Origin of the sequence: Kitasatospora sp. NPDC090091 (genome assembly GCF_044747365.1) — a bacterium.
GTDB lineage: Bacteria > Actinomycetota > Actinomycetes > Streptomycetales > Streptomycetaceae > Kitasatospora.
Genome location: NZ_JBIVDY010000017.1, coordinates 48,919 through 63,620, shown reverse-complemented (window position 1 = coordinate 63,620; position 14,702 = coordinate 48,919). Strand labels below are relative to the sequence as shown.

The 14,702-nt window shown below is 76.6% G+C and carries 12 protein-coding genes; 6 read left to right on the top strand and 6 right to left on the bottom strand.

Annotated elements, in window-relative coordinates; all coding sequences use genetic code 11:
- Positions 1-11: 11 nt before the first annotated feature.
- A complete protein-coding gene (locus ACIPSC_RS27380; protein ID WP_400828797.1) occupies positions 12-1,073 on the top strand; it encodes an isopenicillin N synthase family dioxygenase in 1,062 nt (353 codons plus the stop codon).
- Positions 1,074-1,204: 131 nt separating this feature from the next.
- Here the strand turns inward: ACIPSC_RS27380 and ACIPSC_RS27375 are convergent, their stop codons facing one another.
- Positions 1,205-2,143, bottom strand: coding sequence for an oxygenase MpaB family protein (locus ACIPSC_RS27375; protein WP_400828795.1), 939 nt, complete (start codon positions 2,141-2,143; stop codon positions 1,205-1,207).
- Between the two features lie 366 nt (positions 2,144-2,509).
- Between ACIPSC_RS27375 and ACIPSC_RS27370 the strand changes: the two genes are divergently transcribed.
- Positions 2,510-2,659, top strand: coding sequence for a hypothetical protein (locus tag ACIPSC_RS27370; RefSeq protein WP_400828793.1), 150 nt, complete (start codon positions 2,510-2,512; stop codon positions 2,657-2,659).
- A gap of 67 nt (positions 2,660-2,726) precedes the next feature.
- Here ACIPSC_RS27370 and ACIPSC_RS27365 read toward each other — a convergent pair whose 3' ends face one another.
- Positions 2,727-3,152, bottom strand: coding sequence for a YjdF family protein (locus tag ACIPSC_RS27365; RefSeq protein ID WP_400828791.1), 426 nt, complete (start codon positions 3,150-3,152; stop codon positions 2,727-2,729).
- Between the two features lie 320 nt (positions 3,153-3,472).
- On the opposite strand from ACIPSC_RS27365, the gene ACIPSC_RS27360 reads away from it, so the two are divergent.
- The 3 genes from ACIPSC_RS27360 to ACIPSC_RS27350 all read left to right on the top strand — a co-directional run bounded on the left by ACIPSC_RS27360 (position 3,473) and on the right by ACIPSC_RS27350 (position 9,653).
- On the top strand, positions 3,473-4,264 hold the full coding sequence (locus ACIPSC_RS27360) for a hypothetical protein (RefSeq protein ID WP_400828789.1): 792 nt from the start codon (positions 3,473-3,475) through the stop codon (positions 4,262-4,264).
- Position 4,265: 1 nt separating this feature from the next.
- On the top strand, positions 4,266-6,290 hold the full coding sequence (locus ACIPSC_RS27355) for a hypothetical protein (protein ID WP_400828787.1): 2,025 nt from the start codon (positions 4,266-4,268) through the stop codon (positions 6,288-6,290).
- Positions 6,291-6,386: 96 nt separating this feature from the next.
- The gene (locus ACIPSC_RS27350) at positions 6,387-9,653 is read left to right on the top strand and encodes an error-prone DNA polymerase (RefSeq protein WP_400828784.1); all 3,267 of its coding nucleotides are present in this window, start codon (positions 6,387-6,389) and stop codon (positions 9,651-9,653) included.
- 228 nt (positions 9,654-9,881) lie between these two features.
- Here ACIPSC_RS27350 and ACIPSC_RS27345 read toward each other — a convergent pair whose 3' ends face one another.
- A complete protein-coding gene (locus ACIPSC_RS27345; RefSeq protein WP_400828782.1) occupies positions 9,882-10,715 on the bottom strand; it encodes a TIGR03084 family metal-binding protein in 834 nt (277 codons plus the stop codon).
- Between the two features lie 225 nt (positions 10,716-10,940).
- On the opposite strand from ACIPSC_RS27345, the gene ACIPSC_RS27340 reads away from it, so the two are divergent.
- Positions 10,941-11,825: a LuxR C-terminal-related transcriptional regulator gene (locus ACIPSC_RS27340; protein WP_400828780.1), complete on the top strand. Its 885-nt coding sequence runs from the start codon at positions 10,941-10,943 to the stop codon at positions 11,823-11,825.
- Here the strand turns inward: ACIPSC_RS27340 and ACIPSC_RS27335 are convergent.
- The 3 genes from ACIPSC_RS27335 to ACIPSC_RS27325 form a co-directional block, all read right to left on the bottom strand.
- Positions 11,818-13,359: an AMP-binding protein gene (locus ACIPSC_RS27335; RefSeq protein ID WP_400828778.1), complete on the bottom strand. Its 1,542-nt coding sequence runs from the start codon at positions 13,357-13,359 to the stop codon at positions 11,818-11,820. The genes ACIPSC_RS27340 and ACIPSC_RS27335 overlap by 8 nt on opposite strands.
- 73 nt (positions 13,360-13,432) lie before the next feature.
- A complete protein-coding gene (locus ACIPSC_RS27330) occupies positions 13,433-13,867 on the bottom strand; it encodes a MerR family transcriptional regulator (RefSeq protein ID WP_400829050.1) in 435 nt (144 codons plus the stop codon).
- Positions 13,868-13,889: 22 nt separating this feature from the next.
- Positions 13,890-14,663 (bottom strand): SDR family NAD(P)-dependent oxidoreductase, encoded by a 774-nt coding sequence (locus ACIPSC_RS27325; RefSeq protein WP_400828776.1) that lies wholly within the window; start codon positions 14,661-14,663, stop codon positions 13,890-13,892.
- Between the last annotated feature and the right edge of the window lie 39 nt (positions 14,664-14,702).

The following is a 14,702-nucleotide window of genomic DNA, read 5'->3' as shown; positions in this document are numbered from 1 at the left end:
GGATGTCACCCATGACGCAGCAGCAGTCCACCTCCAGCACCCCCTCCGCCGCGCCGACCGCCTCCCCGGGCACCCTGCCGGTGATCGACCTCTCGCTCGCCGACGGCAGCCCCGGCGACCGGCGCCGCCTGCACGACGACCTGCGGGCCGCGGCCACCGGCGTCGGCTTCTTCCAGCTCGTCGGCCACGGCGTCACCCCGGCCGAGACGGCCGCGCTCACCGACGCGATGCGGGCCTTCTTCGACCTCCCGGAGGCCGACCGGCTCGCCGTGAGCAACCTCAACTCCCCGCACTACCGCGGCTACACCCGCACCGGCGACGAGCGCACCGGCGGCAGCCGGGACTGGCGCGACCAGCTCGACATCGGCGCCGAGCTGCCCCCGCACGTCCCGGCCGGGGGCGAGCCGCCGTACTGGTGGCTGGAGGGCCCGAACCAGTGGCCCGCGGCGCTCCCGGAGCTGCGGACCGCCGCGCTCGGCTGGATCGACCGCCTCGGCGGCGTCGCCGCGCGGCTGCTGCACGAGCTCCTGACGGCGATCGGCGCCCGTCCGGACTTCTACGACTACGCCTTCGCCGGCCACCCGCACCTGCGGCTGAAGCTGGTCCGCTACCCGGGCACCGCCCCGGACGGCGCCGGCCAGGGCGTCGGCGCGCACAAGGACTACGGCTTCATCACCCTCCTGCTCCAGGACACCGTCGGCGGCCTCCAGGTGGAGCGCCCGGACGGCGGCTTCCTGGAGGTGCCGCCGATGGAGGGGGCCTTCGTCGTCAACCTCGGCGAGCTGCTGGAGGTCGCCACCGACGGCTACCTCAAGGCCACCAGCCACCGTGTGGTCAGCCCGCCCGGCGCCCGTGAGCGCTTCTCCGTCCCGTTCTTCTACAACCCGCGGCTCGACGCCCACATCGAGCCGCTGGACTTCCCCTCCGCCCACCATGCCCCCGGCGCCACCGAGGACCCGGCCAACCCGCTCTTCGCGGAGTTCGGTCTGAACGAGTGGAAGGGCTACACCCGGGCCCACCCCGAGGTCACCCGCCGCCACCACCCCGAGCTGGTCGACTCCGGCTCCCGCTGACGCCCGACCGCCCCCCGGCGTCCCGCCGTCCACCGACACCGGCCCGGTGGACGGCGGGGCACCGTTCGGGCGGCGCGTAGCGGCGCGGCCTCCGAAGGCCGCCCGGCCGGAAGGGGCCCCGCGGCGGGTTGTCAGTCCTCGGCGGGTGTCTCGGAGCGGGCCTCCGGGCGGGCTGCGGCGTGCGGGAAGGGGCAGCCGGACGGCTTCGGCGCACCGTCCTTCTCGAAGGTGCCGAGCTCACCGATCCGGTAGCCGTACGGGTAGCCGGGGTAGCTGCGGACCTGCCGGCCGTCCCGGGCCAGGTGCGGCCGGCGGCGCGGCGGCAGCAGGCGGACGAGGCGTCCGCGCAGCCGCATGCCGGCGCGGACGGCGCGCCGCAGCGCGGCCGGGGGCGCCGGGTAGCCGAAGGCCTCGCGCAGCGGGTCGTCGAGCAGGCAGAGGGAGGAGGTGCGCATCGCGGGGCGCACCGGGGTGGGGTACCAGGAGGCCATCAGGCCGAGGGTGGCGTCCGAGACCTCGCGGCCGCCCTCGTCGAAGCCGAAGTGGGCGCGCTCGTGGTCGTCGAGCAGCCGCTCGAACTCCTCGAAGGTCTCCGGGACGCCGCTCAGGCCCATGTGGCGGCCGAGCTCCCGGTAGTAGTTGGTGGTGGCCCGGACCTCGTGCGGCGAGTAGGGGCGCCAGCCGTAGTCGTCCAGCCACCGCTTGGGGACCACGACGAAGGTGGCCAGCACGTACAGGAAGTCGTCGTTGGAGATGTCGTACCGGCGGTGCATCTGGTTCATCCGCCGGATCGCCTCCCGGCCCTGCTCGGAGGCGAAGCCGTGCTCGATCACGGCCTCCAGGATCAGCACCGTGTCGTCGTACCGCTTCTGCGCGCGCAGCGTGAACTCGCCGGTCCGCGCGAGCAGCCGGCCGATGCCGGGCACCGCGTAGGTGCGGTAGAGCGCGAAGCTGAGCGACTGGGTGGTGTCCCAGGGGAACTCGTACCAGCTGCTGATCCGGTAGATCTCGGTGAACTCGGTCTCCGGGTCCAGGCGCTGAATCCGCTTCAGCCAGTCGTATCGCTGCACAGGCCGACCTTAGGGGCAGGTCAGGGGCCGGTCAACGTGGTCCGGAGGGCGCGGCCGGGGGCGGCCCGGGGCGGCCGGGGCCGGGCGGGGGCGGTCGGGCCGGGGCGTCGGTGCGCGGGCGCCGCCGGGGTCCCGCTGCCTTCTCGAAGATTCCCCGCCGAGGACGTCGAAATGGCTTCTGCCTACCCGTGAGAGGCCCCATCGGGCGCCCCCGACGAGACGAGAGGAGCGGGAGGCCGCCGTCGCCGACTACCGGGCCCGCCGCCCGCCCGGCGGCGGATGGGGTGGGCGCGGCCTCCCGCCGGAGGGCGGTCAGGCCCTACCCTGACGGGTGGACGACTGAAGTCGGCCATCCGGGGGGACGGCATGCTCGACTGGGTACTCGCGATCCTCGTTCCGGCGGGCATCGTCGCCGCCGCCGCGGGCGCCTACTGGTGCTGGGCCCGCTTCGGCACCGACCGGCCGGTGGATCACCACAGCTCGATGCCGAACGAACCCGACTTCCCCGACGGCTGACCGGTCCGGTCCGGTGCCGTCCCGCCCGTCCCCGGCGCAACCACCGAGGACGGGCGGGCCCAGGGGGCTACCGGCCCCGGTGCCGCGCCCGGGCCTGACGCCGGGACAGACCCCGCTGCTCGCGCGCGGTTTCGGCCGCACGCCGCTTGGCCGCCGCGCGGTTCAGGTGCCCGGCCTCTTCGTGTGCCCGCGCCAGCGCCTCCTCGGCCGCGCTGCTCAGCGGCCGGGCCGCCTGCTCCTTCGCGGCCTGCCGGGCGAGCCGCTTGGGGTTCACCGCCCGCCGCCGGGTCCGCCGTTCGACGGCCACCTCGGGTGCGGCGAGCGCGGCGTCCAGCAGTCGGCCGAAGTCCCGGCGGACGAACTCCAGCAACTCCGCGTTGCCGGGTTCGGCGCCGAAGACATGGCGTGCCGCGCGTACTCCGCCGGGTGCTGAGACCTCCAGCACCCCGACCCAGAACGGGTCGTCGAAGAACACGCTGAACGTGCTCGGCATGGTGCGTCCTCCCATGGTCGTGCCACGCCCCGCGCGCGGTCGCGCGCCGGGAGGAACACGCCGGACACCCTGGGAGGGAGGTTACTGACCGCCGGCTCGGGGCCGGCGGCGCCCGGACTACCGACCGGACCGTGTTTTCGCGCGTTCGCGCCCGATCGTACGGCCCCCGCCGCCCGCCTCCATGCATTTCCTCGCCCGTTCCCGGCCCTACCGAGAGGCCTCGCCTCGTGACGACCGCCCGACGCGGCACACGGAGCGTGACGGGTGGGGTGGAGGTGTCGGACTTGAATCTTTGCGAACGGATGTTCGATCCTGGGGGTGTGCCCCTTTTCGAATCTGTTTTCGAATCCACCGCCGAGCGGCAGCCGCTCCGCCCGGTGGTGTCGGCGGCTGCGCTCGGAGGCGGGGAGGGGGCCGGGGGCCGTGGGCTGCTGCCGGTGCTGCCGGCGCTGCGGGAGGTGCTGCCGGAGGGCGGGCTGCGGCGGGGGGCGGCGGTGTCCGTCGGGGGCGGGGACCTCGGGCTGCTGCTGGCGCTGGCCGCCGGGGTGCGGGAGTCGGACGGCGGGTGGGCGGCGGCCGTCGGGCTGCCGGAGCTGGGGCTGGCCGCGGCCGCCGGGTACGGGCTGGACCTGCGGCGGCTGCTGGTGGCGGACGACCCCGGGCCGCACTGGGCCGAGGTGGTGTCGGTGCTGGCCGGAGCGGTCGAGCTGATCATGCTGCGCCCGGACGGGCCGGTGGCGCCGAAGCCGGCCGCCCGGCTGGCGGCCGTGCTGCGGCGCAGCGGTTGTGTGCTGCTGGTGGCCGGGCCGTGGCCGGGGGCGGGGCTGCGGCTGGGCGTGCGGTCCGCGCGGTGGTTCGGGCTGGGGGACGGGCACGGCCGGCTCACCGGGCGGCAGGTGGAGGTGGTGGCCGAGGGGCGCGGGTCCGCGGTGCGCGGGCACACCGCCCGGCTCTGGCTGCCGGACGAGCGCGGCGCGGTGCGGGCGGTGGCCGAACCGGCCGCGGCGACCGGGACGGTTTCCGGGATCGGGACGGCCGGCGTGGGGGAGACGGAGGGGGACGTGGCGTCGGAGGCCGCCGGGACGGGCCTCGAACGTATGGCGGTGGTGTGAGATGACCGAGGGCGGAACGGCGCCCGGGGCCGGCGGCGCGGCCGTGACCCCGCGGGTGCTGGTGGTCTGGTGCCCGGACTGGCCGGTGGCGGCGGTCGGCGGGGAGGCCGGTGCCGACGGTGCCCCGGTGGCGGTGGTCGCCGGCGGCCGGATCCTGGCCTGCTCGGACGCGGCCCGGGCGGCCGGGGTGCGGCAGGGGCAGCGGCTGAAGCTGGCCCAGCGGCTCTGCCCGGCGCTGGAGCTGCGCGACCGGGACCCGGAGGCGGAGACCCGCCGGTTCGAGCCGGTGGTCGCCGCGGTGGAGGCGTTCACCCCCCGGGTGGAGGTGCTGCGCCCGGGGCTGTGCGCGATCCCGGTGAAGGGGCCGAGCCGGTACTTCGGCGGCGAGGAGGCGTTGGCGGCCAAGGTGCAGGCGGCGGTGGCGGCCGCGCTGGCCCGCCCGCCGGCCGAGCGGTCCGGGAGCGGCCCGGCCGGGCCGGACGCGGGCCCGCAGACCCACCCCGCCGACGCCGGGGCGGGCGCCGGGCCGACCCCTGAGCCGACCCCCGGGCCGGCCGGCGCCGACCACGGCACCGACCCCGTCGCCACCACCGACACCCCCCGGCGCGGGCGCGGCGTGGCGGCGGTCACCCCGCTGCACCCGGCGGACGCCGAGCGGGCCGGGGCACGCCGCCGGGCGGCGGCCGTGGACGAGCTGCTCGCCGCCGCGCCGGCCGCCCGGGACGGCGCGCGCGGCGGGTTCGCCCGCCCCGCCGGGTACCCGCCGCAGGAGCGCCCCGCCGAGTACCCGCCCCCGGCCGCCGGTCCGGCGGCCCCCGGAGCGGAACCCCCGGCCACCCCGCCCCCCGCCCCGCACGGCCGGATCGGCGTCGCCGACGGCCTGTTCGCCGCCGTGCTGGCCGCCCGCGCCGGGGTGCTGGTGCCGGCCGGGCGGACGGCGGAGTTCCTCGCGCCCTACCCGGTGGCCGCGCTCGGCGACGAGGCGCTGGCGGAACTGCTGGACCGGCTCGGCCTGTCCACCGTCGGGGCGTTCGCCGCGCTGCCCGCCGAGGCGGTCGCGGACCGCTTCGGCCCGACCGGCACGGTCGCCCACCGGCTGGCCCGCGGGCTCCAGCCGCGCCCGCTGGTCCCGCGCGCCGAGGGGCCGGACCTCTCCGTCGAGCAGCGCTTCGACCCGCCCGAGCCGCTCGCCGAGCCACTGGTGTTCGTCGCCCGCGCCCTGGCCGAGCAGCTGCACCGGCGGCTCGCCGGCGCGGGTCTGACCTGCCAGCGGGTCGCCGTCGAGGTGTCCTGCGCCGACGGGCGGACCGTCTCACGGCTCTGGCGGCACGAGGGTCGGCTGTCGGCGACGGCGCTCGCCGAACGCGTCCGCTGGCAGCTCCAGGCCTGGCAGGGCGCGGGCACCTTCGACACCCCGGCCGGGGCGGAGGACGAGCACGGCGCGGGCGCCACCCCCCACGGCGTGGGCTTCACCGCCCTGCGCCTCGTCCCCGACGACCTCTCCCCGGACCAGGGGCGGCAGCTGGCGCTCTGGGGGCAGGCGGTCGCGGACGACCGGGTGGAGCGCGCGGTGGCCCGGGTCCAGGCGGTGCTCGGCCACGCCGGGCTGCGCCGGATCGAGCCGGCCGGCGGGCGGGGCCCGGCCGAGCAGGCGGTCCGGGTGCCGTGGGGCGAACCGTACGACCCGGCGGCCCCGGCCGACGCGCCCTGGCCGGGCCGGCTGCCGGACGTCTGGCCGGCCGTGGTGCACCGCACCCCGGTGCCGGCCGCCGTGCTGGACGCGGAGGGGCGGCCGGTGGTGGTGGACGGCCGGGCGGGGGTGTCGGCCCGGCCCGACCGGGTCGCGCTGCGCGGGCGGGAGCTGGTGGTGGAGGGCTGGACCGGGCCCTGGCCGGCGGTCGAGTACTGGTGGGACCAGGCGCTCGCCCGCCGCCGGGCGCGCTTCCAGGTCACGGTGGCGGACGGCCGGGCGCTGCTGCTCACGGTGGAGGGCGGTGAGTGGTTCGTGGAGGCGGGCTACGACTGACCCGGCCGGGGGGCAGCGGCCGGGGGCAACAGCGGTGGGGGACGCAACAGCGGTGGGGGAGTCAACAGCAGAGCACGACCGAAGGTACGACCCCCGATGGGCTTCACCAGCCACCCCACACTCCCCTGGAGCGAACTGCACCGGCGTCTGGCCGGCGGCCGGCCCGACCCGGCCGGAGGCGAGGTCGTCCCGCTCCGCCGCCGTGCGGCGGAACGCACCCCCCGCCCCGCCGGGCCGAGCGGCGCCCCGGCCTGGGCCGAGCTGCACGTCCACTCCGCCTTCAGCTTCCTCGACGGCGCCAGCGACCCCGAGGAGCTGGTCGCGGAGGCCGCCCGGCTGGGCGTCGAGACGCTCGCGCTCACCGACCACGACGGCCTCTACGGCGCGGTGCGCTTCGCCGAGGCGGCCCACGAGGTCGGCATCGGCACGGTGTTCGGCGCCGAACTGACCCTCCGCCACGGGCCGGACCCCGCCCGGCGCCCCGGCGGGGAGACCGAGCACCTGCTCGTCCTGGCCCGCGACCCGGCCGGCTACCGCAGCCTCTCCGCGGCAATCAGCGCCGCCCAACTGGCGGGCGGGGCCAAGGGCCGCCCGGCGTACGACTTCGCGGCGCTGGCGGCTGCGCACGGCGGCCACTGGGCGGTGCTCACCGGCTGCCGCCTCGGCCGGGTGCCGGCCGCCCTCGCCGGGGGCGGCCCCGACGGCCGGCGGGCGGCCGAGGACCGGCTGCAGAGCCTCGTCGAGGCGTTCGGCCGGGACAACGTGTACGTCGAGCTGATCGACCAGTGGCTGCCCGGCGACGACCTGCGCAACGACGCCCTCGCCGCCTCCGCCGCCCGGCTCGGCCTGCCCGTCGTCGCCTCCACCAACGCCCACCACGCCGGCCCGGCCCAGGGCCGGCTCGCGCAGAGCCTCGCCGCGCTGCACGAGCGCCGCACGCTCCAGGAGGCGGCGGGCTGGACGCACGCGGCCGGCACCGCGCACCTGCGCTCGGGGCGCGAGATGGCCGGCCGGCTGGCGCGCTTCCCCGGCGTGCGGGAGGCGACCGTCGACCTGGCCCGCGCCTGCGCCTTCGACTTCACCCGGCTGGACCCGGAGCTGCCGGGCCACCCCGTCCCGCCCGGGCACACCGAAATCAGCCACCTGCGCGCCCTGGTCGCCGAGCGCGGCCCGGCCCGCTTCGGGTCCGGCAACGGCCCCGCCCGCCGGCAGCTCGCCCGGGAGCTGGACGTCATCGAGGAGCTCGATCTGGCCGGCTACTTCCTGATCGTCCACGACATCGTCGACTTCTGCCGGCAGGAGGACATCTGGTGCCAGGGCCGCGGCTCGGCGGCCAACTCGGCGGTCTGCTTCGCGCTCGGGATCACCGCCGTCGACCCGATCCACTACAAGCTGCTGTTCGAGCGCTTCCTCTCCACCGCCCGCGACGGACCGCCCGACATCGACCTGGACATCGAGAACCGCCGCCGCGAGGAGGTCATCCAGTACGTCTACCGCCGCTACGGGCGCGAGCACGCCGCCCAGGTCGCCAACGTGATCACCTACCGGCCCCGGCTGGCGCTGCGCGACGCGGCCCGGGTGCTCGGCTACCCGCAGGGGCAGGTGGACGCGTTCAGCCGGCAGGCCGACTTCCGCTCCACACCGGGTGCGGACGCCGTCATCCCCGCCGACGTCCTCGCCCTGGCCGGACAACTCCACGGCCTGCCGAGGCACTTGGGCATCCACTCGGGCGGCATGGTGCTCACCCGGGAGCCGATCGGCGAGATGTGCCCGACCGAGTGGGCCCGGATGCCGGGCCGGTCCGTGCTGCAGTGGGACAAGGACTCGGTGGCCGGCGCCGGGCTGGTCAAGATCGACCTGCTCGGCCTCGGCATGCTCGCCGCACTCCACGACACCTGCGACCTGATCGCCGAACACCACGGCGTGCGGCACACCCTGGCCACCGTCCCGGACGACGACCCGGGCGTCTACGCGATGCTGCGGCGGGCCGACACGGTGGGCGTGTTCCAGGTCGAGTCGCGCGCCCAGATGGCCACCCTGCCGCGGCTCAAGCCGGACCACTTCTACGACCTGGTGGTGGAGGTCGCACTGATCCGCCCGGGCCCGATCCAGGGCGGCTCGGTCCACCCGTACCTGCGGCGCCGGGCCGGGGCGGAGCCGGCCGGCTGCCCGCACCCGCTGATGGAGAACGCGCTCGGCAAGACCCTCGGGGTGCCGCTGTTCCAGGAGCAGATGATGCAACTGGCCATCGACTGTGCCGGGTTCACACCCGCCGAGGCAGACCGGCTGCGCCAGGCGATGGGCTCCAAGCGCTCGCACGAGCGGGTCGCCCGGCTGCGCGACCGGCTGCTGGGCGGCATGGCCGAACGCGGCATCCCGGAGGAGGTGGCCGAGGACATCTACACCAAGATCGAGGCCTTCTCCAACTACGGCTTCCCGGAGAGCCACGCGATCAGCTTCGCCTACCTGGTGTACGCCAGCGCCTGGCTCAAGTACCACTACCCGGCGGCCTTCACCTGCGCCCTGCTGGCCAACCAGCCGATGGGCTTCTACTCGCCGCTGAGCCTGATCGCGGACGCCCGCCGGCACGGCGTCCGGGTGCGCGGGGTGGACGTCAACGCGAGCGGGCCGCGGCCGACCCTGGAGCCGTACCGGGGGCCGACCCCGAAGCCGCCGCTCACCGCGGGGAAGCCGCAGCCGGCCGTCCGGCTCGGCCTGGACACCGTCCGGGGGGTCGGCGCCCTGCAGGCCGAGGCGATCGCGGCCGGGCAGCCGTACGCCGACCTGGAGGACTTCGCCCGCCGGACCGGTCTGCCCGCGCCGGTGCTGGAAGCCCTCGCCACGGCGGGCGCGTTCGGCTGCTTCGGGCTGGGCCGGCGGCAGGCGCTCTGGGCCGCGGGGGCGTACGCGGGCGTCTCGGCGGCGCTGCTGCCCGGCACCACGCCGGGCACCGAGGCCCCGGAGCTGCCCGAGATGACCCCGGTGGAGGAGACCATCGCCGACCTCTGGGCCACCGGCAGCTCCGCCACAAGCCACCCCGTCCAGCACCTGCGCCCGCACCTGGAGCGCGGCGGCGCGCTGACCGCCGCCCAGCTGCCGGACGTGGCGCCCGGCACCGCCGTGGTGATCGGCGGACTGGTGACGCACCGCCAGCGGCCGCCGACGGCGGGCGGGGTGCTCTTCCTCAGCCTGGAGGACGAGACCGGCCTGATCAACGTGATCTGCAGCCGCCCGGTCTGGGAGTCCCAGCGCCGCACCGCGCTCGACCGGGCCGGCCTGCTGGTCCACGGCCACATCGAGCGCGACCGCGGCGCCACCAACCTGGTCGCCACCCGGCTCAGCCCGCTGCGGCTGGGGATCTGAGGACGGTTCGGCCGCGGCCCCTGACGGCCGAGGGGGGCCGGCGCGGTGCAGTCGTGGGGGTGCCTGCGCCGCGCCGGGCCTCTCGGGTATTGCATCATTCGCGCCAGAACCCTGCATATCGCCGGAAGGAGTGGTTTGGGCTGCCGGCGTGCAGATATGACGAACAGTCAGTCAATCGGACGAGTGGGTCCGGCCCCTACGGGCGGGGCCGGCGGGGCTCCGCTCCGGTCACTGCCCGCCGCCCGCCTTCCGCCCCCGGCCGGGCGCGCCCGCGAAGGCCTGCGCGATCGGCAGCCAGGCCGTCGCCGTCCCGCCGGTGGCGGTCAGGGCGAGGTCGTCCCGGTGCCGGCGCTGCGTCACCAGCAGGCAGAAGTCCAGCGCCGGGCCGGTCACCCGGTCCGCGGCGTCGGCCGGCCCCCAGGTCCACAACTCGCCGTCCGGGGCGGTCAGTTCCACCCGGATCGGGTCGGTCGGGGCCGGCCGGCCGTGCAGCGAGAAGGCGAACCCCGCCGTCCGCACCCCCAGGTGCGCGACGTGCCGGAGCCGGGCGGTCGGCTCCCTGACCACGCCCAGCGCGTCCGCGACGTCCTGCCCGTGCGCCCAGGTCTCCATCAGCCGCGCGGTGGCCATCGACGGGGCCTTCATCGGCGGCCCGAACCAGGGCAGCCGGGCGTCGCCCGGGGCCGCGGCCAGCGCGGCGGCCAGCCGTTCCCGTCCGGCCCGCCACCGGTCCAGCAGCTTCGCCGGCTCCTCGGCCGCGCCGCGCGCCGCCCCGTCCTCCACCGGGTCGGCGCCCGCGGCCACCAGCTCCCCGAAGACGCGGCCGGACTCCGCGGTGAAGGCCCCGGGGTCGCGGGCGGAGAGCTCCGCCCAGTCGTCGGTCCAGGCCAGGTGGGCGATCTGGTGCGCGATCGTCCACCCGTGGGCGGGGGTGTCCGCGGCCCATCCGGCCGGTTCCAGCCCCGCCACCAGGCCGTCCAGCACCGCGCTCTCGGCCCGCAGGTCGTCGAGCAGGCCGGCCAGCACGTCCCGGGCACCCGGGCCCTTCGGGTCCGTCGTCATCGGCATCCCCTTCACGTCTGTCGTCCGTGTCTGTCGTGGTCCGTCTCCGCGGCGGTCCGTGCCGGTGGTGGCCGGTGCGGTCGTGGAGCCCGCCGCGGGGCGATGTGACTCGCGGGTAACCCAAGCCCGCACCCTACGCCCCACCCGGCGCACCCGCCCGGAACTCGGCGGAAGACACCCGTCACGACCCTCGCCACCGGCCGCACCGCGTGTGAGAATCGCGCGATGACCAGGGCTGCGGACACCCCCACCCGTGCGGCCGGCGCCCGCGCAGCCGGTGGCCGTGCCGCCGGCAGCAGTGCGGCCGACGGCCTCGACATCGACGACCTCGCCCGCCGGGCCGCCGATCTGGTCCGGGACGCGGTGCTGGGCGACCTCGCCCGCCGGGTGGTCGCCGACTGCGGCGCCGACGTCGGCCTGGTCGGCGTGCCAGAGCCGGACCGCCGCGCCCGGGCCCCCGAGGGCATGGTGCTGCGGCACTGGGCCGGCACCCGGGCCGACCTGCTGCACGACCTCGCCGTCCCCGCCGGGACCGGTCTGGGCGGCCGCGCGCTGGCCGAGCACGCCCCCACCTGGGTGCCCGACTACCGGGCCGCCACCACGATCTCGCACCACTACGACGCTGCCGTCACCGCCGAGGACCTCTACGCGATGCTCACCGTTCCGCTGCTGCACGGCGGCACGGTGCACGGCGTGGTGTACGCCTCGCTGCGCGCGGTCGTCCCGTTCGGAGACGTGCGGATCGCCGCCGTCACCCGACTCGCCGCGGCCGCCACCCGGGCACTGGCCGGGGCGGCGGCCTGGAGCGGTGCGCCGGACGGCGGCCCGCCGAAGGCCGCCGCCCCGGTCCCGCCGGCCGGGCCTCCGTCGTCGGACCGGCTCCCGCCGGCCCGGCCGGCACCGCTCACCAGACGCGAGCACGAGGTGCTGCGCTGGGCGGCGACCGGCCGGACCAACCCGGAGATCGCCGCCCAACTGGGCCTCACCTGCAACACGGTGACCGGCTACCTGAAGAACGCCATGCACAAGCTCGGCGTCCGCAACCGCACCGAACTCGCCCTGGTGGCCCGTGAGTCCGGGCTGCTGTCGCCGGGCGCCGAGGTCAGTTGACCTTGCGCTCCCGCCCCGCCCAGTAGGGCTCGCGGAGCCGGAACTTCTGCAGCTTGCCGGTGGTGGTCCGCGGCAGCGCGTCCCGGAACTCCACCGAGGTGGGCGACTTGTAGCCGGCCAGCCGCTGCTTGCAGTGCGCGATGAGGTCCGCCTCGGAGACGCCGGCGGCCTCCGGGCCCGGCTTGAGCACCACCAGGGCCTTGACGGTCTCGCCCCACTTCTCGTCCGGGACGCCGATCACCGCGGCCTCGGCGACCGCCGGGTGGTCGTACAGGCAGTCCTCCACCTCGATCGAGGAGACGTTCTCCCCGCCACTGATGATGACGTCCTTCTTCCGGTCCGAGATGGTCAGGTAGCCGTCGACCAGGGTGCCGCCGTCGCCGGTGTGGAACCAGCCGTCCCGGATCGCCTCCGCGGTCTCCTGCGGCTGGTTCCAGTAGCCGGACAGCACGACGTTGGAGCGGACCAGCACCTCGCCCTGGCCGTCCACCGCCACCTTGTTGCCGATCGCCGGTGAGCCGGCCTGCACCAGCTTCTCGGCCCGCTCGGCGGGCTCCAGGACGTCCCACTCGGAGCGGCCGCGGTTGACCGTCACCACCGGCGAGGTCTCGGTCAGGCCGTAGATCTGCATGAACTCCCAGCCGAGTTCGGCCTCGACGCGCTGCACCACCGAGGTCGGCGGCGGGGCGCCGGCCACGATCATCCGCACCCGGTCCCGGCCGGGGACGGGCCCGTCCCAGTCGGCGGCCGCGTCCAGCACCATCTGGACCACCGCGGGGGCGCCGCACAGGAAGGTCACCCCGTGCCGCTCGACCCGGCGCAGGATCTCGGCGCCGTCCACCTTGCGCAGCACGATGTGCTGCGCGCCCAGCCCGGTGAGCACGAACGGCAGGCCCCAGCCGTTGGCGTGGAACATCGGCAGGGTGTGCAGGTAGACGTCCCGGTCGGTGGCGCCGAAGTGCAGGCCCATCAGCACGGCGTTCAACCAGATGTTCCGGTGGGTAAGCTGAACGCCCTTGGGACGCGCGGTGGTTCCGCTGGTGTAGTTGATCGTCGCGGTGTCGTCCTCGCCGAACTCGTACCGGCGCGGCGCGTGGTCGAAGTCGTACAGCAGTGCGTCGCTCTCGGCGCCGAGCACGAACTTGTGCTTCGCCGTCACGCCGTCCAGCGCGTCGGCGACCTCGGGGTCGACCAGCAGCACGGACGCGCCGCTCTGCTCGACGATGTACGACACCTCCTCGGCCCTGAGCCGGAAGTTCACCGGCACCAGCACCCGGCCGTGCCCGCTCACGCCGTACAGCGAGGTCATCAGCCGGGCCGAGTTGTGGGAGACGATCGCGACCCGTTCGCCCGGCCCGACGCCCAGCCGGTCCAGCCCGGCGGCCTGGGCCCGGGCCAGCCCGGCGACCCGGCGGTAGGTCAGTTCGCCCCAGGAGCGGGCAGGCTGGACCGGTTCGTCGACGATGCCGACCCGGTCGCCGTAGACGAGCTCGGCCCGGTCGAGGAAGTCCATCACGGAGAGGGGAATCTGCATGCGCCCACTGTCCTCCGCCCGCGCCGCGCTGCACACCCCCGATCGGGGGTGTCACCCGTTCGGGCCGCCCGCGTCAACTCCCGGCGGCGGCCGGGGCCGCGCCGGCGGTGGGCGCGGCAGTCCCGGCGGCGGACGAGCCCGTCCCGGCGGCGGCCCGGGCCGTCTCCGCCGCCGCCAGGGCGGCGACCAGCCGGTCCCGGGCCGCGGTCTGCGCCTCGATCCGGCGCTCCAGGACGGCCAGCCGCTCCCGGGCGATCCGCAGCGCGGCGGCGGACGGCGGGGCGGACAGGACGTCGTGGTCCAGGCAGCCCAGGAACGGCCGGACGTCCTCCAGGGTGAACCCGGCGGCCAGCAGCGCACGGATGTTGCGCACCCGCACCGCCGCCGACCCGTCGTACTCCCGGTAGCCGTTGGCCGCGCGCGAGGAGCCGATCAGCCCGGCCTGCTCGTAGTGGCGCAGCGCCCGGGCCGTCGTCCCCGTCGCCCGCGCCAGCTCGCCGATCAGCACCCCGCCCCGTCCTTCCACCCCGTCACCCCACGACGGCGCCGCCGTCGACGGGCAACACTACTCCGGTGACGAACGAGGCCGACGGCGCGGCGAGCAGGGTGACGGCCCAGGCGACCTCGGCGGGCCGGCCGATCCGGCCGAGCGGGGTGTGGGCGATCTGCCACCGCCGGACGGCCGCCCGCTGCTCCGCGCCGAGGCCGGAGTGCTCGCCGATCGGCGTGTCGATCGCCCCGGGCGCCACCGCCACCACCCGGACGCCGCGCGGTGCGAGCTCCACCGCCCAGCTGCGGGTGGCCGACTCCAGCGCCGCCTTGCTCGCCGCGTAGACCGAGTTCCCCGGCCAACCGCGCTGTCCGACCGAGGTGGTGACGTTGACGATGACGCCCCGGCTCGCTTCCAGCGGCGCCAGCGCGGCCTGCCCGAGCAGCAGGGCGGCGGTCAGGTTGGTGGCGAGCTGGGCGTCGATCCCCGCCCGGTCCAGGCCGCCGACGGCACCGCTGCGGACGATCCCGGCGTTGTTGACCAGGACGTCCAGCCGGCCGTACCGCTCCACCGCCGCCCGCACCACCGCCTCGGGGGCGCCGGGCGCGGTGATGTCCGCGGCCAGCGGGTGGATCCGGCCGGGGTGGGCGCCCGCCGCCTCCGCCAGCGGCCCGGCGCGCCGGCCGACGGCCACCACCCGGACCTCCGGGCCCTGCGCGGCGAAGGCGTGCGCGGTGGCGCGGCCGATCCCGGTGCCCGCCCCGGTGACCAGGACGACCCGGGAGACTGTCTCGTGCTCCGTGCTCTCGTTCATGCCTGCAGCCTCCAACCCTGCCGCCAGGGTCAAGGTCAA